General features: G+C 72.2%; 19 protein-coding genes. 9 read left to right on the top strand and 10 right to left on the bottom strand.

Annotated elements, in window-relative coordinates; all coding sequences use genetic code 11:
* The first annotated feature begins 139 nt into the window (after positions 1-139).
* The 3 genes from ACFYWQ_RS09940 (at position 140) to ACFYWQ_RS09930 (ending at position 4682) form a co-directional block, all read left to right on the top strand.
* Positions 140-1672, top strand: coding sequence for a cellulase family glycosylhydrolase (locus tag ACFYWQ_RS09940; protein WP_389514592.1), 1533 nt, complete (start codon positions 140-142; stop codon positions 1670-1672).
* 145 nt (positions 1673-1817) lie between these two features.
* Positions 1818-3536 carry a glycoside hydrolase family 6 protein gene (locus tag ACFYWQ_RS09935; RefSeq protein WP_389514590.1) on the top strand — a complete coding sequence of 573 codons (1719 nt, stop codon included), beginning with the start codon at positions 1818-1820 and terminating at the stop codon, positions 3534-3536.
* Positions 3537-3689: 153 nt separating this feature from the next.
* The gene (locus ACFYWQ_RS09930) at positions 3690-4682 is read left to right on the top strand and encodes a class I SAM-dependent methyltransferase (RefSeq protein ID WP_389514588.1); all 993 of its coding nucleotides are present in this window, start codon (positions 3690-3692) and stop codon (positions 4680-4682) included.
* A 94-nt stretch (positions 4683-4776) separates the two neighbouring features.
* Here ACFYWQ_RS09930 and ACFYWQ_RS09925 read toward each other — a convergent pair whose 3' ends face one another.
* The 3 genes from ACFYWQ_RS09925 to ACFYWQ_RS09915 all read right to left on the bottom strand — a co-directional run bounded on the left by ACFYWQ_RS09925 (position 4777) and on the right by ACFYWQ_RS09915 (position 8768).
* Positions 4777-5613 carry an aldo/keto reductase gene (locus ACFYWQ_RS09925; protein WP_389514586.1) on the bottom strand — a complete coding sequence of 279 codons (837 nt, stop codon included), beginning with the start codon at positions 5611-5613 and terminating at the stop codon, positions 4777-4779.
* Between the two features lie 130 nt (positions 5614-5743).
* On the bottom strand, positions 5744-7570 hold the full coding sequence (locus ACFYWQ_RS09920) for an AMP-dependent synthetase/ligase (protein WP_389515907.1): 1827 nt from the start codon (positions 7568-7570) through the stop codon (positions 5744-5746).
* Positions 7571-7859: 289 nt separating this feature from the next.
* Positions 7860-8768 carry a LysR substrate-binding domain-containing protein gene (locus tag ACFYWQ_RS09915; RefSeq protein WP_389514584.1) on the bottom strand — a complete coding sequence of 303 codons (909 nt, stop codon included), beginning with the start codon at positions 8766-8768 and terminating at the stop codon, positions 7860-7862.
* A gap of 144 nt (positions 8769-8912) precedes the next feature.
* On the opposite strand from ACFYWQ_RS09915, the gene ACFYWQ_RS09910 reads away from it, so the two are divergent.
* Both ACFYWQ_RS09910 and ACFYWQ_RS09905 read left to right on the top strand, forming a co-directional pair.
* Positions 8913-9968 carry a bile acid:sodium symporter family protein gene (locus tag ACFYWQ_RS09910; RefSeq protein ID WP_389514582.1) on the top strand — a complete coding sequence of 352 codons (1056 nt, stop codon included), beginning with the start codon at positions 8913-8915 and terminating at the stop codon, positions 9966-9968.
* 320 nt (positions 9969-10288) lie between these two features.
* Complete coding sequence (locus ACFYWQ_RS09905) at positions 10289-10816, top strand: isochorismatase family protein (RefSeq protein ID WP_389514579.1); 528 nt, start codon at positions 10289-10291, stop codon at positions 10814-10816.
* A 112-nt stretch (positions 10817-10928) separates the two neighbouring features.
* On the opposite strand, the gene fdhD is transcribed toward ACFYWQ_RS09905, so the two are convergent.
* The 5 genes from fdhD to ACFYWQ_RS09880 are packed head-to-tail and all read right to left on the bottom strand — an operon-like array spanning position 10929 to position 17357.
* Positions 10929-11777, bottom strand: coding sequence for a formate dehydrogenase accessory sulfurtransferase FdhD (fdhD, locus tag ACFYWQ_RS09900; protein ID WP_389514577.1), 849 nt, complete (start codon positions 11775-11777; stop codon positions 10929-10931).
* A 7-nt stretch (positions 11778-11784) separates the two neighbouring features.
* The gene (locus ACFYWQ_RS09895) at positions 11785-12645 is read right to left on the bottom strand and encodes a 2Fe-2S iron-sulfur cluster-binding protein (RefSeq protein ID WP_389514575.1); all 861 of its coding nucleotides are present in this window, start codon (positions 12643-12645) and stop codon (positions 11785-11787) included.
* A complete protein-coding gene (locus ACFYWQ_RS09890) occupies positions 12642-14459 on the bottom strand; it encodes an NADH-ubiquinone oxidoreductase-F iron-sulfur binding region domain-containing protein (RefSeq protein WP_389514574.1) in 1818 nt (605 codons plus the stop codon). The genes ACFYWQ_RS09895 and ACFYWQ_RS09890 overlap by 4 nt, the downstream gene beginning before the upstream one ends.
* A gap of 4 nt (positions 14460-14463) precedes the next feature.
* On the bottom strand, positions 14464-16389 hold the full coding sequence (locus ACFYWQ_RS09885; RefSeq protein ID WP_389514573.1) for a molybdopterin oxidoreductase family protein: 1926 nt from the start codon (positions 16387-16389) through the stop codon (positions 14464-14466).
* A complete protein-coding gene (locus ACFYWQ_RS09880) occupies positions 16386-17357 on the bottom strand; it encodes a 2-dehydropantoate 2-reductase (protein ID WP_389514572.1) in 972 nt (323 codons plus the stop codon). Before ACFYWQ_RS09880 ends, ACFYWQ_RS09885 begins: the two co-directional genes overlap by 4 nt.
* A 226-nt stretch (positions 17358-17583) precedes the next feature.
* Here ACFYWQ_RS09880 and ACFYWQ_RS09875 point away from each other — a divergent pair, with 226 nt between their 5' ends.
* The 4 genes from ACFYWQ_RS09875 (at position 17584) to ACFYWQ_RS09860 (ending at position 21046) form a co-directional block, all read left to right on the top strand.
* Positions 17584-18930, top strand: a complete 1347-nt coding sequence (locus ACFYWQ_RS09875) for an OFA family MFS transporter (RefSeq protein ID WP_389514570.1) — start codon at positions 17584-17586, stop codon at positions 18928-18930.
* A complete protein-coding gene (locus ACFYWQ_RS09870; protein ID WP_389514569.1) occupies positions 18890-19069 on the top strand; it encodes a hypothetical protein in 180 nt (59 codons plus the stop codon). Before ACFYWQ_RS09875 ends, ACFYWQ_RS09870 begins: the two co-directional genes overlap by 41 nt.
* 196 nt (positions 19070-19265) lie before the next feature.
* Positions 19266-20213, top strand: coding sequence for a beta-ketoacyl-ACP synthase III (locus ACFYWQ_RS09865; protein WP_389514567.1), 948 nt, complete (start codon positions 19266-19268; stop codon positions 20211-20213).
* Positions 20214-20368: 155 nt separating this feature from the next.
* Positions 20369-21046: a GntR family transcriptional regulator gene (locus ACFYWQ_RS09860; protein WP_389514565.1), complete on the top strand. Its 678-nt coding sequence runs from the start codon at positions 20369-20371 to the stop codon at positions 21044-21046.
* Between the two features lie 208 nt (positions 21047-21254).
* Here ACFYWQ_RS09860 and ACFYWQ_RS09855 read toward each other — a convergent pair whose 3' ends face one another.
* Positions 21255-22643 carry an OFA family MFS transporter gene (locus ACFYWQ_RS09855; protein ID WP_389514563.1) on the bottom strand — a complete coding sequence of 463 codons (1389 nt, stop codon included), beginning with the start codon at positions 22641-22643 and terminating at the stop codon, positions 21255-21257.
* A gap of 123 nt (positions 22644-22766) precedes the next feature.
* Positions 22767-24911 (bottom strand): acetate--CoA ligase family protein, encoded by a 2145-nt coding sequence (locus tag ACFYWQ_RS09850; protein WP_389514561.1) that lies wholly within the window; start codon positions 24909-24911, stop codon positions 22767-22769.
* Between the last annotated feature and the right edge of the window lies 1 nt (position 24912).

Below are 24912 nucleotides of genomic sequence, written 5' to 3'. Positions count from 1 at the left end.
GACGGAAGGAAGTTGAGGGAAAGTCAGCACCTCCCTTGTTCTTTGCCGACGCTTGGCGCTAGCTTCATTGACACCAGTGGGAGCGATTCCATCAGTCGGCGCGTCCGTCACGACGTGCCCGAGCTGCAAGGAGTCGCTCATGCGACACCCCCCGCGTTCAGTACTTTTAGCCGTCACCGGCACGGTCGCCCTGAGCCTGGGCGCCACCCTGCCGGTCGTGACGGCACAAGGAGCCACGCCCGCGTGCACGGTGGAGTACTCGGTCACCGGCCAGTGGGACGCCGGCTTCCAGGGGGCCGTGACCGTCACGAACAACGCGGCCGCCGTGAGCGGTTGGAGCCTCGGCTTCGACTTCGCGAACGGCCAGACGCTCACGCAGGGCTGGAACGCCAAGTGGTCCCAGTCCGGCACGACCGTCACCGCGGTGAACGAGAGCTACAACGGCACGCTCGGCACCGGCGCGAGCGTCAGCGCCGGGTTCCTGGCCACCTGGTCGGGGACCAACGCCGTACCGACCGCGTTCCGCCTCAACGGCACCACCTGCAACGTCGACACCGACCCCACACCCACACCCACCTCCACCTCCTCCTCCACGTCCACCCCGACCCCTACCCCGACCTCCACCTCCACCCCGACCGATCCGCCGGACACCGGTGACGAGCCGCCCGTGCTGCGCGTCTCCGGGAACCAGCTCGTGGACGCCGACGGCACCACCCGTCGTCTGCTCGGCGTCAACCGTTCCGGCGGCGAGTTCATGTGCGTGCAGGGCCGCGGTATCTTCGACGGCCCCGTCGACGACGCCGCCGTCCAGGCGATCGCCGACTGGAACGCCAACACCGTCCGCATCCCCCTGAACGAGGAGTGCTGGCTGGGCCTGTCCAACATCCCGACCGAGTACGGCGGGGCGCGGTACATCGCCGCGGTCGAGGACCTGGTGGCCCGTGTCGAGGCGCACGGCATGACACCGATACTCGAACTGCACTGGTCCTGGGGCCAGTACACGGGCAACTCGGCCGGCTGCTCCGACGTGCACGCCTCCTGCCAGAAGCCGATGCCGAACATGCAGTACACACCGGCGTTCTGGACCTCGGTGGCCGACACCTTCAAGGACGACCCGGCGGTGGTGTTCGACCTGTTCAACGAGCCCTACCCGGACCGCGCGACGGCCACGACCGCCGAGGCGTGGCAGTGCTGGCGGGACGGCGGCACCTGCTCCGGCATCGGGTACGAGGTCGCCGGCATGCAGGACCTCGTCGACGCCGTACGGTCCACCGGCGCCACCAACCTGATCCTCGCCGGGGGACTCGCCTACTCCAACGACCTCAGCCAGTGGCCGGCCCACCGGCCCACCGATCCGGCGGGCAACCTCGCCGCCGCCTGGCACGTGTACAACTTCAACTCCTGTGCCAGTGAGAGCTGCTGGAACTCCACGCTCGCCCCGGTCGCCGCCCAGGTTCCGCTGGTGGCGGGGGAGATCGGGGAGAACACCTGCTCACACGGTTTCGTCGACCAGGTCATGCAGTGGTTCGACGACCGCGACCTGTCGTACCTGGGCTGGACCTGGAACACCTGGGACTGCTCCTCGGGTCCGTCCCTGATCTCCGACTACGACGGGACGCCCACGGCGTACGGCATCGGGCTGCGCGACCATCTGCGCGCCCTGAACGGATGACACACCCGTACGGCACGAGATCCGCGCCGCACGCCATCCGCACCACCCGCACCTCCGCACCGCACGCGCACCTGCACACCTGCACATCCGCACACACGCATATCCGCACCGCACGAGATCCGCAACGAGAGGGAAACCCGCACTCATGAGCCGCAGCAGAACAGCGATACTCGCCGCGCTGGCGCTGGTCGCCGGTGCCTCCGGGACGGCACTCGCGGTCGTCCCCGGAGACGTCGGCATCGCCGCCGTCCCCTGCTCCGTCGCCTACCAGGTGCAGAACGACTGGGGCAGTGGATTCACCGCCAACGTCACCGTCACCAACAACTCCACCGCGAAGTCCAGCTGGTCGGTGAACTGGTCGTACGCCGGCAACCAGAAGATCACCAACGGCTGGAACGCCAAGATCACCCAGTCCGGGACGGCCGTCACCGCCGCCAACGAGAGCTACAACGGCGCCCTGGCGACCGGCGGGTCGGTCAGCTTCGGCTTCCAGGGCACCTACAGCGGCACCAACGCCGTCCCGACCACGTTCACCCTCGACGGCGTGACCTGCAACGTCGACGACGGCGGCACCGACCCCACCGACCCCACGGACCCGACCGACCCGACCGACCCCGCCGACAACCCCTACACCGGCGCCAAGGTGTACGTGAACCCCGAGTGGTCCGCGAAGGCCGCCGCCGAGACGGGCGGCAGCCGCATCTCCAACCAGCCCACGGGCGTGTGGCTCGACCGGATCGCCGCCATCGAGGGCGTGAACGGCGGCATGGGCCTGCGGGACCACCTCGACGCGGCCCTGGAGCAGCAGGGCTCGGACGAGGAGGTCGTCCAGCTGGTGATCTACGACCTGCCTGGCCGTGACTGCGCCGCCCTGGCCTCCAACGGCGAGCTGGGCCCGACGGAGATCGACCGCTACAAGAGCGAGTTCATCGACCCGATCGCGGAGATCCTCGCCGACCCGGCGTACGCCTCGCTGCGGATCGTCACCACCATCGAGATCGACTCGCTGCCCAACCTGGTCACCAACACCGGCAGCCGGGCGACCGCGACCGCGGCCTGCGACACCATGCTGGCCAACGGCAACTACGTGAAGGGCGTCGGCTACGCGCTGAGCCAGCTCGGCGCGATCCCCAACGTCTACAACTACATCGACGCCGGTCACCACGGCTGGCTCGGCTGGGACGACAACTTCGCGCCGTCCGCCCAGCTCTTCTACCAGGCCGCCAACGCCGAGGGCGCCACCGTCGACGACGTCCACGGCTTCATCACCAACACGGCGAACTACAGCGCCCTGAAGGAGAACAACTTCACCATCAACGACACCGTCAACGGCACGTCGGTGCGCCAGTCGAAGTGGGTCGACTGGAACCGCTACGTCGACGAGCTGTCGTACGCGCAGGCCTTCCGCAACCAGCTGGTGACGGCCGGCTTCGACTCCGGCATCGGCATGCTGATCGACACCTCCCGCAACGGCTGGGGCGGCACCGCCCGGCCCACCGGCCCGGGCGCCACGACCACCGTCGACACCTACGTCGACGGCGGCCGCTACGACCGCCGCATCCACATCGGCAACTGGTGCAACCAGGCCGGAGCCGGCCTCGGTGAGCGTCCGCAGGCCGCCCCGGCGACCGGGATCGACGCCTACGTCTGGATGAAGCCGCCGGGCGAGTCCGACGGCTCCAGCACGGCGATCGAGAACGACGAGGGCAAGGGTTTCGACCGCATGTGCGACCCGACGTACACGGGCAACGCCCGCAACGGCAACAACCTCTCGGGCTCCCTGGCGGGCGCCCCGCTCTCCGGCCACTGGTTCTCCGCGCAGTTCCAGCAGCTGATGCAGAACGCCTACCCGCCGCTGTCCTGACCGGGTGACAGCGGGCGGAGCTCCCGCCGGAACCGTCACCGACGGTCCGGTGGGAGCTCCGCCCCCGTTTTTTTGCCGTAACGGCAACAGCGGTGGCCTCCGCCCGGTGCGTCGGCGCACGCTGTCGGCACACCGGAGGAGAGGCTGACCACCATGGCGCACCAGCAGCACGGACACCACTGCCACCACGGCCACCAGGGCGACGCCGCCCACGGCCCGGACCACCCGGACCGGCCGGAGGACCACCCGGACCGGCCGCACGGCGGGCACGGGCACCACCACGGGCACGGCCAGGACACCGACATCGACTGGGCCGAGATGGCCGAGCACCTGGAGACGCAGGCCGAACTCTTCACGCCCCTGTACGAGCGGGCCCTGTCCTGGCTGGGCAGGGAGGTGACCGAGCCGGGGCTGATCGTCGACGTGGGCAGCGGCCCCGGGGTCGTCTCGTGTCTGTTCGCCGAGACGTTCCCCGGCGCGCGGGTGGTGGCCGTCGACGGTTCGGCGCCGCTCCTGGAGCGGGCCCGGGCGCGGGCCGGCCGGCTCGGCCACGGGGACCGGTTCGACACCCTGGCCGGTGACCTCCCCGGTGTCCTCGCCGAGCTGGACTACCCGGCCGACCTGCTGTGGGCCGGCCGCAGCCTGCACCACCTCGGCGACCAGCGCGCCGCCCTCGCCGCGTTCGCCGAGCGGCTCGCGCCCGGCGGCACGCTGGCGATCATGGAGGGCGGGCTGCCGTCCCGGTTCCTCCCCCGCGACCTGGGCATCGGCCGCCCCGGCCTGGAGGCGCGGCTCGACGCGCTGGAGGCGGAGTGGTTCGCCCGGATGCGGGCCGACCTGCCCGGCTCCGTCGCGGTGACCGAGGACTGGGCGGCCCTGCTGGGCGCCGCGGGTCTGAAGCAGGCCCGCTCCCGCACCTTCCTCCTCGACCTGCCCGCCCCGGCCTCCGACCGGGCCCGCGCCTACATCGCCGCCTCCCTCGGCCGGCTGCGCGACGGCTTCGGCGAGGTGCTCGACGCCGACGACCGCGCCGTCCTGGACCGGCTGCTCGACCCGGCCGACCCCGCGGGCCTGCACCGCAGGCCGGACGTGTTCGTCCTGGCGGCCCACACCGTGCACACGGCGGTCAGGCCGGTCCAGGGCTGAGCGACCGGTCCGGGGGGTGCGCCGGACGCGTCCCCGGACGACCGGTCCGGGGGCGCGCCGAACACGTCCCCCGGACCGGTGGTGGCGGGTCCGCTCAGACCACGTCGAACGCGGCCGGGTCCGGGCCGATGCGCCGGTCCTCGTTCAGCGCGCTGATCGCCGCCAGGTCCTCGGTGTCCAGGCTGAAGTCGAACACCTCGATGTTCTCCTTGATCCGGGACGGGGTCACGGACTTGGGGATCACGACGTTGCCGGTCTGGAGGTGCCAGCGCAGCACGACCTGGGCCGGGGTGCGGTCGTGCTTCCGCGCGATGGCGACGATCGCCGGGACCTCCAGCAGGCCCTTGCCCTGGCCGAGCGGCGACCAGGCCTCGGTGGCGATGCCCTGCTCCGCGTGGAACTCCCGCGCGGCGTGCTGCTGGAGGTGCGGGTGGAGCTCGATCTGGTTGACGGCCGGGATGACCGACGTCTCGCCGATCAGCCGCTCCAGGTGCTCGGGGAGGAAGTTGGAGACGCCGATGGCCCGGACGCGGCCGTCCGCGAGGAGCTTCTCGAACGCCTTGTAGGTGTCGACGTACGTGCCCCGGGCCGGCAGCGGCCAGTGGATCAGGTACAGGTCGACGTAGTCCAGGCCCAGCTTCTCCAGGGAGGTGTCGAACGCGCGGAGCGTCGCGTCGTAGCCCTGGTCGCTGTTCCAGAGCTTGGTGGTGAGGAAGATGTCCTCGCGGGGCACACCGGAGGAGGTGATCGCCTTGCCGGTGCCCTCTTCGTTGCCGTAGATCGCCGCTGTGTCGATGCTGCGGTACCCGGCCTCCAGGGCGGTGGTGACCGCCCGCTCCGCCTCGGCGTCCGGCACCTGCCAGACGCCGAACCCCAGCTGGGGCATCTCGACGCCGTTGTTGAGGGTGATCGGGGGGACCTTGCTGCTCACGAGCTCTCGATCCTTCGGTTGTCCGTCAAATGTTCCTCCCATCGTCAACGATCACGAGGCGGGATGCATTCCTGACCCCCGGATTCGTCGCCGTGGCGCGTGTCGTCCCGCTCCTCGCGCCCGCGGGGCCTCAGGTGCGGTACAGGGCGTCGACCTCGGCGGCGTAGGTGTGCTCGATGGCCCTGCGCTTCAGCTTCAGGGACGGGGTGAGCAGACCGTGCTCCTCGGTGAAGGGCTGCGCGAGGATACGGAAGGTGCGGATCGACTCCGCCTGGGAGACCTGGGTGTTGGCGGCGACCACGGCGCGGCGCACCTCCGTCTCCAGGTCGCGGTCGCGCACCAGCTCGGCCAGCTTCATCCGCGGCTTGCGGCGCATGTGGAGCCAGTGCTCGACGGCCTCCTGGTCGAGGGTGACCAGGGCGGCGACGAACGGCCGGTCGTTGCCGACGACGATGCACTGGTTGACCAGCGGATGGTCGCGGACGCGTTCCTCCAGCAGCCCCGGCGAGACGCTCTTGCCGCCGGAGGTGACGAGGATCTCCTTCTTGCGGCCGGTGATGGTGAGGTAGCCGTCCTCGTCGAGGACGCCGAGGTCGCCGGTGGCCAGCCAGCCGTCGTGCAGGGCCTCGTCGGTGGCCTTGGGGTTGTTGAGGTAGCCCTGGAAGACGTGGTCGCCGCGCAGCCAGATCTCGCCGTCGTCCGCGATGTGCACGGCCGTGCCGGGGATGGCCCGGCCGACGGTGCCGTAGCGGGTGCGGCCGGGCGGGTTCGCGGTCGCGGCCGCCGTGGACTCGGTCAGGCCGTAGCCCTCGTAGATCTGCACGCCCGCGCCGGCGAAGAACAGCCCCATCCGGCGGTCCATGGCCGAGCCGCCCGACATGGCGTGCCGGACCCGGCCGCCCATCGCCGCGCGGACCTTGGAGTAGACGACCTTGTCGAAGAACTGGTGCTGCATCCGCAGCCCCGCCGACGGGCCGGGCCCGGTGCCCCACGCCTTCGCCTCCACGGCCTCCGCGTAGTCCACCGCCACGTCCACGGCCTTCTCGAACGGGCCCGCCCTGCCCTCCCGCTCGGCCTTGCGGCGGGCCGCGTTGAACACCTTCTCGAAGATGTACGGCACGGCCAGGAAGAACGTCGGCCGGAACGCGGCGAGGTCGGGCAGCAGGGCGGCCGCGTGCAGCTGGGGCTGGTGGCCGAAGCGGACCTTGCCGCGGATCGCGGCGATCTGCACCATCCGCCCGAAGACGTGCGCGAGCGGCAGGAACAGCAGGGTCGCCGCCTCGTCGCCCTTCCTGGAGTGGAACACCGGCTCCCAGCGCTCGATGACGGTGTCCGCCTCGAACATGAAGTTGCCGTGCGAGACGACACACCCCTTGGGCCGGCCGGTCGTGCCGGAGGTGTAGATGACGGTGGCGACCGAGTCGGGGGTGACCGCCTCCCGGTGCCGGTGCACGACGTCGTCGTCGATGGCGGCGCCCGCGTCGTACAGCTCCTGCACGCAGCCGGAGTCCAGCTGCCACAGGCGCCGCAGGCCGGGCAGCCGGTCGATGACGGTGGCGATGGTCATCGCGTGGTCCTCGTGCTCGACGACCGCGGCCGTGACCTCCGCGTCGTGGAGCATCCAGAAGCACTGTTCGGCCGAGGAGGTCGGGTAGACGGGGACGACCTGGGCGCCGATGGTCCACAGCGCGAAGTCGAAGAGGGTCCACTCGTAGCGGGTACGGGACATGATCGCGACGCGGTCGCCGAACCGGATGCCCTGGGAGAGCAGGCCCTTGGCGAGGGCGAGGACCTCGTCGCGGAACTCCGCCGCGGTCACGTCCCGCCACTCGCCCCGTTCGTCCTTGCGGCCGAGCGCGATGTGGCGGGGGTCGTCCTGGGCGTGCCGGAAGACCACGTCGGCCAGACCGCCCACCGGCGGTGCCGACGCCGTCGCAGGAGTGGTGAACTCGCGCAAATCCCGCACCCCGCTTCCCATGGCCCCGCAGCGCCGTGAAAGCTACCCCACGCCGGGTCGGGGCGGGAGGGGTGCGGACGGTGGACGGCGCTCTCGTCGGCGCTGGTCAGTGCAGGAAAAAGGGCTCACATGCGGAAGGGTCGGACAGAAAACTGACCGTTGAGTAAGGTTCGGGGCCGTAATCTCCACCGAATCTGCCCGACCCGGTCACCGGGCCCGACGCCCCTCCGGAAGGGCCCGCGCCGCGCACGCCCCCGCTCCCCGAACAGCGCGGGAACGCCCGATTCCGTCACGGCGGCCCGGACCGGCCCGGTGGGGCGGTGCGCGGGCCCGTACCCCGCCGGTGCAGCCGGTCGCCGCCCGCCAGGACCGCCGCCGCCAGGGCGTCCGCCGCGCCCTGCGCGGACGTCCGGCGCCGGCCGTGCACCAGGACGAAGTCCACCCGGCCCAGCTCCGGCAGCCCCGACCGCTCGGGAACCCGGACCAGACCGGGCGGGATCAGCCCCCGCGTGTGCGCCATCACCCCGAGGCCCGCCCGCGCCGCCGCGACCAGACCGTTGAGGCTGCCGCTCGTGCACGCGATCCGCCACGCCCGCCCCTGCCGCTCCAGCGCCTCCAGCGCGCGGGCCCGGGTGATGCCCGGCGGCGGGTACACGATGAGCGGCACCGGGCGGTCGGCGTCCAGCCGCAGCCGTTCCGCGCCGATCCACACCAGCTCGTCGGTCCGGACCAGCTCCCCGCGCGGGTCCTCGGGCCGCCGCTTGGCCAGCACCAGGTCCAGCTTCCCGGCCGCCAGCTGCTCGTGCAGCGTGCCGGACAGCTCCACCGTCAGCTCCAGGTCGACCTCGGGATGGTCGTGCCGGAAGCCCTCGAGGATCTCCGGCAGCCGCGTCAGCACGAAGTCCTCGGAGGCGCCGAACCGCAGCCGGCCGCGCAGCCGCGTACCGGTGAAGAACGCTGTGGCCTGCTCGTGCACCTCCAGGAGCCGGCGTGCGAAGCCGAGCATCGCCTCGCCGTCCTCCGTCAGCTCCACCGAGTGCGTGTCGCGCGTGAACAGCGTCCGGCCCGTCGCGTCCTCCAGGCGCCGCACGTGCTGACTGACCGTGGACTGGCGCAGCCCGAGCCGCCGCGCGGCCTGCGTGAAGCTCAGGGTCTGCGCGACCGCCAGGAAGGTGCGCAGGTGGGAGGGGTCGTACACACCGACCACCGTACTCGCTCATCGCGGGCGGCGATAACAGTCAGAGCGGTATGACGGATTCCCGATCACGGCGGCGAGGAGCACGATGGAGGGGGGCCCTCCGGGCCGCCGCACCGATGGCAGCGAACGAGCAAGTGGAGCACCGTGAAACGCCTGGGATGGCCGAGCTGGATGCCGATCGACCCGTACATCCTGCTGCTGCTCGGGACGGTGGGCCTCGCCGCGCTCCTGCCGGCCCGCGGCACCGGCGCCGACGTGGCCTCCGGCGCCTCCACGGCCGCCATCGCCTTCCTCTTCTTCCTCTACGGCGCCCGCCTGTCCACCCGGGAGGCGCTGGACGGGCTGAAGCACTGGCGGCTGCACGTCACCGTCCTCGCCTGCACCTTCGTGGTCTTCCCGCTGCTCGGGCTGGCCGCCCGCGGCCTCGTCCCGGTGTTCCTCACCGAGCCGCTCTACCAGGGACTGCTCTTCCTCACCCTCGTCCCCTCGACCATCCAGTCGTCCATCGCCTTCACCTCCATCGCCCGCGGCAACGTGCCCGCCGCGATCTGCGCGGGCTCCTTCTCGTCCCTCGTCGGCATCGTCGTCACCCCGCTGCTCGCGGCCGCGCTGCTCGGCAGCACCGCCGGCGGCTTCGCCGCGGACTCCCTCGCCGAGATCGTGCTGCAACTGCTCGTCCCGTTCGTCTCCGGACAGCTGCTGCGGCGCTGGATCGGCGGGTTCGTCGCCCGGCACAAGAAGGCCCTCGGCTACGTCGACCGCGGCTCGATCCTCCTCGTCGTCTACACCGCGTTCAGCGAGGGCGTGGTCCAGGGCATCTGGCATCAGGTCCGCCCCGTCCGGCTCGCCGGACTCCTGGCCGTCGAGACCGTCCTGCTCGCCGTCATGCTGGCGCTGACCTGGTACGGGGCCAAGGCGCTGCGCTTCGGCCGGGAGGACCGCATCGCGATCCAGTTCGCCGGTTCCAAGAAGTCCCTCGCCTCCGGGCTGCCCATGGCGAGCGTTCTGTTCGGCGCGCACGCCTCCCTGGCGGTGCTGCCGCTGATGCTCTTCCACCAGATGCAGCTCATGGTCTGCGCGGTGATCGCCAAACGCCGCTCGCACGACCCGGCCCCGGACCCGGCCCCGGAATCCGGCTCCGCCCCACCCACGGCCACCGCGCCACGCCCCGCGGTCGACGCGGGCCCCCGCCGCGGCTGAGCGGAGCCCGGCGGCCGCCGGATCCGGCCGTACGGTCACCCCGTCCCGGCGACCGTGGCAGCCGGTCCGGCCGTGCGGTCACCCGATTCCGGCGACCGTGGCGGCAGGCGGGAGGACACCGCCCCAGGGGCGCGGGGAACTGCGCGACCAGCCACCCACGACCCGCACCCGCGCGCGACACGACCACAAGCCCCCCACACCTGGCGATCGACAACGGCGGCCCGCCGGAGGCCAGTGCGCGCCCGGCGCGCGCGCCCCGTTCACGGACCCGTCGGGCACGATTTCCCGTACGGACGGCTGACGGCGGATAACGTTCCGTCATGACCGCACCCCACGCGCTCGACCCCACGCGCACCGCGCTCGTCCTCGTCGATCTGATGGACCGGATCGTCGCGCTGCCCCTGGAGCCCCGCAAGGGCACCGACGTGCTGGACGCCGCCGGGGAACTGGCGGACGCGTTCCGGGCGGCCGGCGCCCTCGTCGTCCTCGTCCGCGTCGAGCGCCCCGGCGTCGCCGACCAGCCGCCCGGCAGCGACCTGGTGCACGGGCTGCTGCGCGACGGCGACGTGGAGGTCGTCAAACGGACCGTCGGCGGCTTCCAGGGCACGGGCCTGGACGACCGGCTGCGCCGGCGCGGCGTCACGACCCTGGTGTTCGGCGGCATCGCCACCAACCTCGGTGTCGAGTCCACCGCCCGCGCCGCCGCCGACCTCGGCTACGGCCTGGTCTTCGTCGAGGACGCGATGGCCGCGCTCACCGCTGCCGAGCACGAGGCGTCCGTACGGCTGGACTTCCCCCGGCTGGGCACGGTCGTGCGGGCCGGAGAGGTGCGGTTCACGGCCCGCTGAGGGCGCCGCCGACCGGTCCGGCGGGGTTTGCCGGGGCCGAGACGGGGCCCCTGCGGCGCAGGGGGCGCTCCCCGCCGGTCGGGGCCCCGCCGCCGTGCCGCGGGCGGCCGCCTCAGCCCCGTGCGGCCGCGGTCCGCAGGGCGATGCGGTCCTCACCCGCGTACACGTTCATGGAGCTGCCCCGCAGGAAGCCCACCAGCGTCAGCCCGGTCTCCGCGGCCAGGTCCACCGCCAGCGAGGAGGGCGCCGAGACCGCCGCCAGCACCGGGATGCCCGCCATCACCGCCTTCTGCGCCAGTTCGAAGGAGGCCCGCCCCGACACCAGCAGGATCGTCCGGGACAGCGGCAGACCGCCGTCGCGCAGGGCGCGCCCGACCAGCTTGTCGACCGCGTTGTGCCGGCCGACGTCCTCCCGGACGTCCAGCACCTCGCCGTCCTCGGAGAACAGGGCCGCCGCGTGCAGCCCCCCTGTCCGGTCGAAGACCCGCTGGGCGGCGCGCAGCCGGTCGGGGAGCTCCGCCAGCAGCTCCGGCGTGACCCGGACCGGGGGCGTGTCGGCGATGGGCCAGCGCGCCGTCGTACGGACCGCGTCCAGGCTCGCCTTGCCGCACAGGCCGCAGGAGGACGTGGTGTAGACGTTCCGTTCGAGGGTGATGTCGGGGAGCGTGACGCCGGGGGCGGTCCGTACGTCGACGACGTTGTAGGTGTTCACGCCGTCCGCCGTCGCCCCGGCGCAGTAGACGATGTTCAGGAGGTCGTCCGCGGAGGCCAGGACGCCCTCGCTGACCAGGAATCCGGCGGCGAGGGCGAAGTCGTCACCGGGCGTGCGCATGGTGATGGCGAGCGGTTTGCCGTTGAGCCGGATCTCCAGCGGCTCCTCCGCGACGAGCGTGTCCGGCCGGCTGGAGACCGCCCCGTCGCGTATCCGCAGCACCTTGCGTCGTTCGGTGACTCGTCCCATGTCGTGATCAGCCCCGGTTCTGTACGTGCTGGTAGCCGAAGCGGCCCTTGATGCAGAGATTGCCGTGGGTCACCGGGTTGTCGTGCGGTGAGGTGACCTTCACGATCTCATTGTCCTGCACATGGAGCGTGAGGTTGCAGCCCACCCCGCAGTAGGCGCACACGGTGGTCGTCCGGGTCTGCGCGGATTCATCCCAAGTGCCCGCCGCCCGTCGGTCGAACTCCGGCTTGGACGACAGCGCCCCCGTCGGGCAGACCTCGACGCAGTTCCCGCAGTAGACGCACGCCGAGTCGGTCAGCGGCGCGTCGTGCTCGACGGCGATCCGGGCGTCGAAGCCACGCCCCGCGACGGAGATCGCGAAGGTGTTCTGCCACTGGTCACCGCAGGCGTCGACGCACTTGTAGCAGAGGATGCACTTGTCGTAGTCACGGACGTAGAGGTCGTTGTCGACCCGGGGCTCCTCGTTCAGCCGGGCCGCGTCCGGACCGAACCGGTCCGGCTTCGCCTCGTACTCCTTCACCCATTCCGCAACCATTGGTGTCGTGGACAGGTCGACCGACGAAGCGAGGAGTTCGAGGACGATCCTGCGGCTGTGCCGGACGCGTTCGGTGCCGGTGCGGACCTCCATGCCGGGCTCCGCCCTGCGGGAGCACGCCGGGACCAGGGTGCGCGCGCCCTCCACCTCCACGACGCAGAGGCGGCAGGCGTTCTTCGGCGTGAGCGTGTCCCCGTGGCAGAGGGTCGGCACGTCCTTCCCGGCCGCCCGGCACGCGTCGAGGATCGTCGCGCCCTCGGGCGCGCGCACCGGCTCGCCGTCGAGGGTGAACTCCAGCAGCCGGCGCGGGATCCCCAGTGGTGTCACGGTCATTCGTACGCCCCCAAGCGGTCGATGGCGGATTCCACGGCGTTCCACGCGGTCTGGCCCAGACCGCAGATCGAGGCGTCCCGCATCGCCCGGCCGACCTCCCGCAGCAGGGCGATGTCGTCGGCGGCGGCCGCGCCCGTGCGCTCCACGATCCGGTGCAGCGCCTCCTCCTGGCGGACGGTCCCCACCCGGCACGGCACGCACTGCCCGCACGACTCGTCCCGGAAGAACTCCGCGATGCGCAGCAGCAGCCGGGGGAGCGGGACGGTGTCGTCGAAGGCCATCACCACCCCCGAGCCCAGCGTCGTGCCCGCCTCCCGCGTGCCCTCGAACGTGAGCGGGACGTCCGTCTCGTCGGGCCGTACGAAGCCGCCGGCCGCCCCGCCGAGCAGCACCGCCCGCAGCCCGTCGCGGACACCGGCCCGCGCCAGCAGCTCGCCCAGCGTCGCGCCGAACGGCAGCTCGTACACGCCCGGCCGCCGTACGCTGCCCGACACGCAGAACAGTTTGGGGCCGGTGGACCTCCCCGTGCCGACCGCCGCGTACGCCGGCGCGCCCATGGTCAGCACCGGCAGGACGTTGACCAGCGTCTCCACGTTGTTGGCCACCGTCGGCTTGCCGAACAGGCCCTTCTCCACCGGGAACGGCGGCTTGGAGCGCGGCTCGCCCCGCCGGCCCTCCAGGGAGTTGAACAGGGCGGTCTCCTCGCCGCAGATGTAGGCGCCCGCGCCGCGGCGGATCTCGATGTCGAAGGCGTAGCCCTGGCCGAGGACGTCGTCGCCGAGCAGTCCCCGCTCCCGCGCCCGGTCGACGGCGTGCCCCATGCGCTCGATCGCCCGCGGGTACTCGCCGCGCACGTACAGGTAGCCCCGGTGCGCGCCGACCGCGTACCCGGCGATCGTCATCGCCTCGACGAGCGCGTACGGGTCGCCCTCCATCAGCACCCGGTCCTTGAAGGTGCCCGGCTCGGATTCGTCGGCGTTGCACACCACGTAGTGCGGGTGGTCCGGCTGGGACGCGGTGGCCTGCCACTTGCGGCCGGTGGGGAAGGCGGCGCCCCCGCGCCCCACCAGCCCCGAGTCGGTGACCTCCCGGATGACGCCGGCGGGACCGAGCGCGAAGGCGCGGCGCAGCGCCGCGTACCCGCCGTGGGCGCGGTAGTCGTCGAGGGAGGCGGGGTCCACCACGCCGACGCGGCGCAGCAGCACCAGCCCCTCCTCGCCCGCCTGCGGGACCGCGGCCCGCGCGGGCGGCTCCTCGGGCGCGGAGTCCGGCGCGGTCGCGGCGAGCACGGCCTCCCGCACGGTCGCCGGTGCCGACACCGCCGTACGCGCCGGGTCGCCCGCCCTGATCGCGAGGGCGGCCGGGGCGCGTTCGCACAGGCCGAGGCAGGGGCTGCGCTCGACGTGGACGTCCGGGCCGAGGGCGGACTCGGCGCCGGCGCACAGCTCGCGGGCGCCGGCGGCGGTGCAGGCGAGGTCCGTGCACACGTGCAGGACCGTCGCGGGGCGGGGCCGGACGGAGAACATGGCGTAGAAGGTGGCGACGCCGTACGCCTCCGCGGGCGGTACGGTCAGACGGCGGCAGAGGTAGGCGAGGGCGCCCTCGCTGATCCAGCCGACCCGGTCGTTGATCGCGTGCAGCCCCGGCAGCAGCAGGTCGCGGCGGTCGCGGGCCGCCCGCCCGCCGCGCGCCCACCGGAGGTCCGCGTCGGACCGGTCCGCGCCCTCCCACGACGAGCCGGGAGGGCCCAGCAGGGCGTCGACGGCCGCCCGTTCGTCGTCGGTCGGCTTGCTGTCGCCGAAGTGCAGGTCCACCGCGTCACCTCACACCGTTCGGGGCCGGGAGCTTCTCGATCCGGATCGCCGACGCCTTGAACTCCGCCGTCCCCGCGATCGGGCAGTTCGCCTCGATCGTCAGCCGGTTGGTGTCCACCTCGTCCGGGAAGTGCATGGTCATGAAGGCCAGTCCGGGCCGCAGCGCGGTGTCGATCCACACCGGCGCCACCACGGATCCGCGCCGGGACGTCACCCGCACCCGTTCGCCGACCGCGACACCGAAGCGCTCCGCGTCCTCCGGGCACAGCTCGACGAACTCGCCGCGCCGCAGCGGGGAGGCGTAACCCCCGCTCTGCACCCCGGTGTTGTAGGAGTCCAGCCGCCTGCCGGTGGTGAGCCGGACCGGGTACTCCTCGTCGGTCAGGTCGACCGGCGGATCGTGCCGCACGAGCCCGAACGGCGCCCGCGGGCCGCGCTGTGCGGGTTCGGACTCCCACAACCGGCCGTGCAGGAAGGTCGGTTCGAGCCGTTCGGTGCTCGGGCACGGCCACTGGATGCCCTGGTGCTCCTCCAGCCGCTCGTACGTCATGCCGTAGTGGTCCGGGGAGACCGACCGCAGCTCGTTCCAGACGGTCTCGGCGTCGGCGTACTTCCAGTCGTGGCCGAGCCGGGCCGCCAGGTCGCAGAGGATGTCGATGTCCTCGCGCGCCTCGCCGGGGGGCGTCACGGCGCGGCGCACGCGCTGCACCCGCCGCTCGCTGTTGGTGGTCGTGCCCTCGGTCTCCGCCCATCCCGCGGTGGCGGGCAGCACGACGTCCGCCAGCTCGGCCGTCCTGGTGAGGAAGATGTCCTGCACGACGAGGAAGTCGAGGGCGTTCAGCCGCCGTACGGCCTGCTCGCTGTCGGCCTCCGACTGCGCCGGGTTCTCGCCGATGCAGTAGACGGCCCTCAGCGAGCCCTCCTCCATCGCCTCGAACATCTCCGTCAGGTTCATCCCGTAGTGCGGCTCGATGACGGTGTCCCAGGCCGTCTCGAACTTCAGCCGGGCGTCGGGGTCGAGGATGTCCTGGAAGCCGGGCAGGCGGTTGGGGATGGCGCCCATGTCGCCGCCGCCCTGCACGTTGTTCTGGCCGCGCAGCGGCTGGAGTCCCGAGCCGAGGCGCCCCACGTGCCCGGTGAGCAGGGAGAGGTTGATCAGCGCGCGGACGTTGTCGGTGCCGTTGTGGTGCTCGGTGATGCCGAGGGTCCAGCACAACTGGGCCCGCTCGGCCCGGGCGTAGGCGTGCGCCAGCTCCCGGATCGCGGCGGCCGGGACGCCCGTCACCTTCGAGGCCAGCGACAGCGTCCACGGCTCGACCAGCGCCCGGTACTCCTCGAAGCCGCTGGTCGCCCGCTCGATGAACGTCCGGTTCGCCAGACCGGCGTGGATGATCTCGCGGCCGATCGCGTGGGCCATCGGGATGTCGGTGCCGACGTCGAGGCCGAGCCAGCTCTCCGCCCACTCGGCGGTGGACGTCCGCCGCGGGTCGACCGCGTACATCCGGGCGCCGTTGCGGATGCCCCTCAGCACGTGCTGGAAGAAGATCGGATGCGCGAACCGGGCGTTGGAGCCCCACATCACGATGACGTCCGTGTGCTCGATCTCCTCGTACGACGACGTCCCCCCGCCGGAGCCGAACGCGGCCGACAGACCGGCGACGCTCGGCGCGTGACACGTCCGGTTGCAGGAGTCGACGTTGTTGGTGCCCATGACGACCCGGGCGAACTTCTGCGCCACGTAGTTCATCTCGTTGGTGGCGCGGGCGCAGGAGAACATGCCGAACGCGCCGCGCGCGGCGGCCAGGCCGCGCGCCGCCCGGTCCAGCGCCTCCTCCCAGCTCGCCTGCCGGAAGGGCTCGTCGCGGGAGTCGCGGACGAGCGGGTGGGTGAGCCGGGCGTAGGTCTTGGGGGTCCGGTCGCGTTTCCTCATGCGGCGCTCCTCAGCGCGAGCAGGTCCGAGATGGCGTGCACGGTGCGCAGGGTGGGCACCTCCACGCCGGTGATCTCCGCCAACTCGACGACCGCCGCGAGGAGGACGTCCAGTTCGAGCGGTTTGCCGCGCTCCAGGTCCTGGAGCGTGGAGGTGCGGTGGTCGCCGACGCGCTCCGCGCCCGCGAGCCGGCGCTCGATGGAGACGCCCACCTCGCAGCCGAGGGCCTCGGCGACGGCGAGCGTCTCGCGCATCATCGTCTCGATGACCCGCCGGGTGCCGCCGTGCAGGCACATCTGCCGCATGGTCGCGCGGGCGAGCGCGCTGATCGGGTTGAAGGAGATGTTGCCGAGCAGTTTGAGCCAGATGTCGTTGCGCAGGTCGGGCTCCACCGGGCACTTCAGCCCGCCCGCCGTCATGGCCCCGCTGAACTCCAGACAGCGCGCCGAGACGCTGCGGTCGGGCTCGCCGACGGAGAACCGGGTGCCCTCCAAGTGCCGTACGACGCCGGGGGCTTCGAGTTCGGTGGCGGCGTACACCACGCAGCCGACGGCCCGTTCGGGCGCGAGCACCGCACTGACCGCGCCGCCCGGGTCCACGCTCTCGACGCGGTGGCCGTCGTGGGGTCCGCCGTGCCGGTGGAAGTACCACCAGGGGATGCCGTTCTGGGCGGCGACCACCGCGGTGGTGCCGTGCAGCAGGGGCTCGATCAGCGGCCCGCACGCCGCGTACGAGTGGGCCTTGAGGCCCAGGAGGACGAAGTCGGCCGGGCCGATCTCGGCCGGGTCGTCGGTGGCGTGGGCGCGGGCGGTGAAGTCGCCCCGCTCGCTGAGCACCCGCACCCCGTGCCGCCTCATGGCCGCGAGATGCGGTCCACGGGCGACGAGGTGCACGTCGGCGCCGGCGCGATGGAGCGCGGCACCGACGTAGGCGCCGATCGCACCGGCGCCGAGGACTGCGACTTTCATGACGGTGGAGCTCCGTTCGGTCGAGGGTACCGAGGAACTGCCGAACGCTGTCGACTGAATATTGTCTACAGTATGGCGGTAGGGGCGGCAAGGGTCGGCGCAGCACCTGGGGAAAGCTTGGAAACCGGCCGGTCCGACCGTTCGGCGCACCCGGGGTACCGCTCACCGCACCCGCCCGACGCGCCTCCTTCTCAACTGCCGGAATCCTTCCTACCGTTCCGGACTCATGAGTCCCCCCGTCGCACCGCCCGGCTGGAGCCGCTGGCTCGTCCCCCCGGCCGCGCTCTCGGTCCACCTCTCCATCGGGCAGGCCTACGCCTGGTCCGTCTTCAAGCCACCGCTGGAGTCCGCGCTCGGCCTCACCGGCACCCAGAGCGCGCTGCCCTTCCAGCTCGCCATCGTCATGCTCGGCCTGTCCGCCGCGTTCGGCGGCACCCTCGTCGAACGCAACGGCCCGCGCTGGGCGATGACCGTCGCCCTGGTCTGCTTCTCGTCCGGCTTCCTGATCTCCGCGCTCGGCGCCGCCACCGAGCAGTACGGGCTGATCGTCCTCGGCTACGGCTTCGTCGGCGGCATCGGCCTGGGCATCGGCTACATCTCACCCGTCTCCACCCTGATCAAGTGGTTCCCGGACCGGCCCGGCATGGCCACCGGCATCGCCATCATGGGCTTCGGCGGCGGCGCGCTCATCGCCTCCCCCTGGTCGGCGCAGATGCTGGAGTCGTTCGGCGCCGACCCCTCCGGGATCGCGCTGGCCTTCCTCGTCCACGGGCTGGCGTACGCGGTCTTCATGACCCTGGGCGTGCTGCTGGTGCGCGTCCCGCGGGCCGCCGAGCCGGCCGCCGGCGCCGGGGCGGGCGCCCCGCGAGGCGTGCAGGTCTCGGCCCGCAGCGCCGTGCGCACCCCCCAGTTCTGGTGCCTTTGGGTCGTGCTCTGCACGAACGTGACCGCCGGCATCGGCATCCTGGAGAAGGCCGCCCCGATGATCACGGACTTCTTCGCCGACAGCTCCACCCCCGTCTCCGTGACGGCCGCGGCCGGCTTCGTCGCCCTGCTGTCGGCGGCCAACATGGCGGGCCGCATCGGCTGGTCGTCCAGTTCCGACCTGATCGGACGCAAGAACGTCTACCGCGTGTACCTGGGCGTCGGCGCCCTGATGTACGCCCTGATCGCCCTGTTCGGGGACTCCTCCAAGCCGCTGTTCGTCCTGTGCGCGCTGGTGATCCTCTCCTTCTACGGCGGCGGCTTCGCCACGATCCCCGCCTACCTCAAGGACCTGTTCGGCACCTACCAGGTCGGCGCGATCCACGGGCGGCTGCTCACCGCCTGGTCCACCGCGGGCGTCCTCGGCCCGCTGATCGTGAACTGGATCGCCGACCGGCAGGAGGAGGCCGGCCGGCACGGCGCGTCCCTCTACACCCTGTCCCTGTTCATCATGATCGGGCTGCTCGCCGTCGGCTTCGTCGCCAACGAACTCGTCCGGCCCGTCCACGCCCGCCACCACCACGTCCCCGCCCCGAGAGAGGCCGCCGATGCCGCCCGAGCCCAGCCCCAGCAGCCCGAGTCCGCCTGACCTCCCCGGCTCCGGACCCCGCCCGGACGGAGGGACCCCCCTGCCGCTGGTCGCCTTCGTGTGGCTGTGGGTGGGGGCGCCCCTCGCCTACGGCCTCTACGAGCTCGTACGCAAGGCGACGCAGCTGTTCACCGGGTAGGCGGGCGGCGGGCAGCGGGCGGCGGGCGGCGGCCGACCGTCGCCCGTTCGGGGGATGGACTGATCGGGTGTCCGACGGTTATAGGGAAGCCGACAACCCGGACGCCCGTTTCCTGTCGCTTCACGCGCCCTCGTACCCGTGAGTCACTGATCAGACTGGTGGATCCCGCTACCCGAGGCACCGAGGGGATCACCCAATGACTGGCTCGCGCATCGCCGCCGTCGGCCACTACCAGCCCGCGAGGATCCTCACCAACGAGGACCTGGCGGGCCTGGTCGACACCAGTGACGAGTGGATCAGGAGCCGGGTGGGCATCCGCACGCGCCACATCGCCGGCCCCGACGAACCCGTGGACGAGCTCGCCGCGCACGCCGCCGCCAAGGCCCTTGCGGCCGCCGGGCTCACGCCCGCCGACATCGACCTGGTGCTGGTCGCGACCTCCACCGCCGTCGACCGCTCACCCAACATGGCCGCCCGGGTCGCCGCCCGCCTGGGCGTGCCGAGCCCGGCCGCCATGGACGTCAACGTCGTGTGCGCCGGGTTCACCCACGCGCTGGCCACCGCCGACCACACCGTACGGGCGGGCGCCGCGAGCCGGGCGCTGGTCATCGGCGCCGACAAGATGTCCGAGGTCACCGACTGGACCGACCGCACCACCTGCGTCCTCGTCGGCGACGGGGCCGGCGCCGCCGTGGTCGAGGCCTGTCCGGCCGGCGCCGAGCCCGGCATCGCCCCCGTGCTGTGGGGATCGGTGCCCGAGATGGGACACGCGGTGCGCATCGAGGGGCAGCCCGCCCGGTTCGCCCAGGAGGGACAGAGCGTCTACCGCTGGGCCACCACCCGGCTGCCCCCGCTCGCCCGCGAGGCGTGCGAGCGCGCCGGACTCACCCCGGCGGACCTCGCCGCCGTGGTCCTGCACCAGGCGAACCTGCGCATCATCGAACCCCTCGCCGCGAAGATCGGCGCCGTGAACGCCGTCGTCGCCCGGGACGTCACCGACTCCGGCAACACCTCCGCCGCCAGCATCCCCCTCGCCTTCTCCAAGCTGGTCGAGCAGGGCGCGATCTCCACCGGCGACCCCGTGCTGCTGTTCGGCTTCGGCGGGAACCTGTCGTACGCCGGGCAGGTCGTGCGCTGCCCGTGAGCGCGGGGGGCCGCCACCGAGGGGCGCACGGCCCGGTGTGACGAGGGCGACTGTTCCCGGCCCTGGCTACAGTGAGCCGTAGACTGTAGACGAAAGACAATCGATACTGGCTTTCCGGCCGCCGGCCCCGGCGCTGCCCAGGAGGGGGACCGACGATGTTGTCGACAGGACTGCCGCAGGGTGCGGTGCCCAGGCTCGAACGCCCCGGCCCGCTGCGCGAGCGCGTCTACGAAGCCCTGCTCGAACTCATCACCACCCGCGCCCTGCAACCCGGCCAGCACCTCGTCGAGAGCGAACTCGCCGGGCACCTCGGCGTCTCCCGCCAGCCCGTGCGCGAGGCCCTGCAACGGCTGAACACCGAGGGGTGGGTCGACCTGCGGCCCGCCCAGGGCGCGTTCGTGCACGTGCCCACCGAGGAGGAGGCCGACCAGCTCCTCACCGTGCGCACCCTGCTGGAGGCCGAGGCGGCCCGGCTCGCCGCCGCGCACGCAGACCCGGCCGGCGTCGACGCCCTGAACGAACTGCTCGCCCAGGGCATGGGAGCCGTCGCCTCCGACGACGTGGACGCCGCCGTCGCCCTCAACGCCCGTTTCCACGCCAAGGTGATGGAACTCGCGGGCAACGCGGTCCTCGCCGAACTGGCGGCGCAGGTCGACCGGCGGGTCCGCTGGTACTACACGCCCGTCGCCCGGCAGCGCGGACAGCAGTCCTGGGAGGAGCACCGCGACCTCATCGCCGCCATCGCGGACGGCGACGAACAGCGCGCCACCCGGCTCATGCGCGAGCACACGGAGCACACGCGCCGCTCGTACCACGCCCGCCAGGAGGCATAGCCCGGCGGACGGGCCCCCGCCCGCCGGGCTACACGCCTCGCGGGCGGGCCCCCGCCCGTGCCGACGCCCTCGAGGCGGCCCTCCCCGTGCCCGGGGGAGGGCCGCCTCGAGGGAACGGCCGTGCCGGTCTCAGCCGGACCGGTGGTGGGGACGGTGCGCGGCGACGGGGTCCGCCGGCGGTCCGTTCGCGACGGGACCGTACGTCATGTCACGCGGTCTCCTCCCCGAGCGGCTGCGGGTTGGGGACGACCTTGCGGGCCTGCGGCCGGCCCGGGGCCTTCAGGAAGAGCGCCAGCACCGCGGAGGCCAGCCCGATCGAGCCGGCGATCACGAACGCGCCCTCGTAGTCCCACGCGCCGACCACGACCGCGCCCATGCCGGAACCCACGAGACCCGAGATGAGCTTCGAGCTGTAGACCATCCCGTAGTTGGAGGCGTTGTTGTTCTCCCCGAAGTAGTCCGCCGTCATGGCCGCGAACAGCGGGAAGATCGCGCCGCCCCCGAAGCCGGACACCATGGAGCAGAACAGGAAGAACGGCATGCTGCCCATCTGCCCGGAGACCAGCACCCCGAACTGGGCGGTGCCGAGCACCAGACAGACGATGATCAGCGTGTTGCGGCGGCCGAACCGGTCGGAGATCCAGCCGATCACCCCGCGCCCGGTGCCGTTGACGATCGCCTTCAGGGACATCGCCGTGGCCACGATCCCGCCGGCGAAGCCCATGTCCTTGCCGAACGGCACCTGGAAGGCGATGCCGAAGATGTTGATGCCGGCCGTGCACAGCAGACAGAACCACATCATCCACAGGACGGGGGTACGGGAAGCCTCCCTCGGGGTGTACTGCTTGACCGCCGGCGGGTTCTTCTCCAGCGCCCGGCGGATCTTCGGGTCGTCGGTCATCCGGAGCGGATCGACGTGCGCGGGCCACCAGTTCTTCGGCGGGTCCTTGAAGAACCAGCCGGCGACGGCGACGACCGAGCAGCAGATCAGACCGACCGTCACCAGGACGCCCTGGTAGTTGCCCAGGTCCATGTACGAGGTGAACAGGAACACGAAGGGCACCGAGCCGTAGGCGAAACCGCCGTTGACCATGCCGGTCTTGCCGCCCTTGCGTTCCGGGTACCACTTGCCGACCATGTTCACGCAGGTCGCGTAGACGAGGCCGGCGCCGATGCCGCTGAACATGCCGAAGCCTATGTAGGCGACGATCACGTGCGGCGCGAACGCCAGCGACAGATAGCCGCAGACCGTGCCCAGCGCGCCCAGCATCATCGCGTACCGGGCGGGGAGCCTGCCGCTCTCCCGCAGCTGCCCGGCGGGGAAGGCGACGGCCGCCTGGAAGAAGACCCAGACGCCCATCAGCCAGAAGATGTGCCCGCTGTTCCACAGGTGGGCCTCGTGCAGGGTGTCCTCGGCCGAGGTGAACGCGTACTCCGAGGAGCTGATGCCCAGCATGCCCATCCACGGGAAGAGCACCATGGTCCAGCGCGGCCGTCCCATGATGTCCCGGTCGGTCTCACCGATCCGGTACACCCGGCCGTTGCGGTCCGCCACCTCCCGGTAGGGAAGTGACGTCGAGAAGTCGGTGGTTGTCATGTGTGTCGCACCCCTTGCGTCGAAAGATCTGGCCAGCGCCCCCTGTCCCATGCCTTTCGTGTGCGCACTGGGTCCCGGGGCCGGCCGACGCGCACCGTCGGCCGGCCCCGCACCGTGATCACGTCATGAACCGCCCCCCAACAACCCCGCCGCGCGCGCCCACCGGTACTTGGCGCCGAGCACGGCCACCGGCTTCTCGGTCGTGTACGGGTACGCGACGACGCCCCGCTCGTACAGGTACTGGCAGGCCTCCTCGACCTCCACGTCCCCCGCGAGCGACGCCACCACGGGCTTGACGACGCCGCGCTCGCGGAACTCGGCCACCACACGCGCGGTGAGCTCCGCGAAGACCATCGGCGGGGTGACGATGGTGTGCCAGTAGCCGAGGACGAGCGCGTGGACGCGCGGGTCCTCCAGGCCCAGCCGGATCGTCGCCTCGTACGTCGACGGCGGCTCGCCGCCCGTGATGTCGACCGGGTTGCCCGCCGCCCCGAACGGCGGGATGAACGCCCGGAACGACGCGTCCAGGTCCGGCGGGATCTCCATCAGCGTGAGGCCGTTGTCGGTCACCGCGTCGGACAGCAGCACCCCGCTGCCGCCCGCGCCCGTGATGATCACGACGTTGTCCCCCCGGGGGGTGGGCAGCACCGGCAACGCGCGCGCGTACTCCAGCATGTCGTTCAGGCCGGGCGCCCGGATGACACCGGCCTGCCGCAGGATGTCGTCGTACACGGCGTCGTCGCCCGCGAGGGCCCCGGTGTGCGATCCGGCGGCCTTCGCCCCCGCCGCCGTGCGCCCCGCCTTCAGGACGACGACCGGCTTCCTCGGCACGGTCGCCCGCGCGGCCTCCACGAAGGCGCGCCCGTCCTTGAGGTCCTCCAGGTGCATGGCGATGCACTCGGTGCGCGGGTCCTCGCCGAACCAGGTCAGCAGGTCGTCCTCGTCCAGGTCCGACTTGTTGCCGAGGCCCACGATCGCCGACACGCCCGTCTTCGTGGTCCGCGCGAACCCCAGGATGGCCATCCCGATGCCACCGGACTGCGAGGTCAGCGCCACCCCGCCCTTGACGTCGTACGGCGTGCAGAACGTGGCGCACAGGTCCTGCCAGGTCGAGTAGTAGCCGTAGATGTTTGGCCCGAGCAGCCGGACGCCGTGCCGTTCGGCGATCGCCACGATCTCCGCCTGGAGCCCGTGCTCGCCGGTCTCCGCGAACCCGGAGGGGATCAGCACGGCGTTCGGGATCCCCTTGCGCCCCACCTCCTCCAAAGCGGAGGCCACGAACCGGGCGGGGATCGCGAAGACCGCCACATCCACCTCACCGGGAACGTCGGTGACACTCTTGTACGCCTTGCGGCCGAGGATGTCATCGGCCCGCGGGTTCACCGGGTGGATGTCCCCGGCGAAACCGCCGTCGACGAGGTTGCGCATCACCGAGTTGCCGATCTTGCCCTGCTCGTTGGAGGCGCCGATCACGGCGACCGACGACGGCTGCATCAGCCGGCGCATCGAGGTGAGGATCTCCTCGCGCGAGTACGTCCGCCGCGGCTTCGGAACGGACCGCGCGAGGATGACCCGGATGTCGGCGGCGACCGCCCCCTCCGGCGTCGCGATCACCGGGTTGAGGTCCACCTCCGCGATCTCCGGGAAGTCCGCGACGAGTTGGGACACCCGCCGGATCTGCTCGGCGACCGCCCACCGGTCCACGGCCGGCGCGCCGCGCACCCCGCGCAGGATCTCCGCCGACCGGATCGAGTCCAGCATCGACAGCGCCTCGTCGGCGTCCACGGGCGCGAGCCGGAACGTGACGTCCTTGAGGACCTCCACCAGCACCCCGCCGAGCCCGAAGGCCACGACCTTCCCGAACGTCGGGTCCGTCACCGCGCCGACGATGACCTCCTGCCCCCGGGGCAGCAGCTCCTGCACCTGGACGCCGTCGATCCGGGCGTCCGCGTCGTACGCCCGCGCGTTCTCCACGATGCGGTGGAACGCCGCCCGTACGTCCGCGGCCCCCTCGACCCCGACGATCACACCGCCCGCGTCGGTCTTGTGCAGGATGTCCGGTGAGACGATCTTCATCACCACGGGTCCGCCGAAGCGCGCCGCGGACGCCACGGCCTCCTCGACGTCCCGCGCCAGCTCCTCGCCCGGTACGGCGATCCCGTACGCGTCCGCGACCACCTTGCCCTCGGGCGCGGTCAGCGCGGTCCGCCCCTCGGCGCGCACCGCGTCGAGCAGTGCGCGCACCCGCAGCACCCGGTCCTCGGCCATC

It is taken from the genome of Streptomyces sp. NPDC003247 (assembly GCF_042888135.1).
Taxonomy (GTDB): domain Bacteria; phylum Actinomycetota; class Actinomycetes; order Streptomycetales; family Streptomycetaceae; genus Streptomyces.
Note: the sequence above shows the minus strand (reverse complement) of the source record. Positions and strands in the feature narration are given on the sequence as shown.